Consider the following 440-nt stretch of genomic DNA (forward strand, 5'->3'; position numbering starts at 1 on the left):
TTGCCACCATCACGGGCTGGAGGCGGAAGTGGCGCTGTCGGTCGATGCGTCGCTGCCTTCGCCGGTGCTGGTGCGGGTGCTGAAGGCATTCGAGGCGCAGTTTCCGACAGTGATGCTGCGCCTGCATATCGGCTCGCTCGGCCTTATCCCGGATCACGTCGTCAACGGACAGGCCGATCTCGGCATTGGCGGCTTGCTGGGCGAGGTCGACGTGCATCTTGTGCGCATCGGCTTCATGTCGATCGTGCTGGCTGCCGCGCCCAGCCATCCGCTGGCGCTGCTGCCGAAGCCGGTGGCGCTCGAGGATGCGCGTGAACACACCCAGCTCGTCGTCACCGACCAGTCCGAGCGTACCAAGGGACGCGACTTCGGTGTCTTCGCCTACCGCACCTGGCGGCTGACGGATGTGCGCACCAAGCATATTCTGATGCGCGAGGGGC

General features: G+C 65.7%; 1 protein-coding gene. It reads left to right on the forward strand.

The features are described from left to right. The coding region (locus EN935_RS40160; RefSeq protein ID WP_245489201.1) for a LysR substrate-binding domain-containing protein at positions 1-440 on the forward strand (440 nt) is incomplete at both ends.

Source organism: Mesorhizobium sp. M7D.F.Ca.US.004.03.1.1, from assembly GCF_003998635.1.
Classification (GTDB): Bacteria; Pseudomonadota; Alphaproteobacteria; order Rhizobiales; family Rhizobiaceae; genus Mesorhizobium; species Mesorhizobium loti.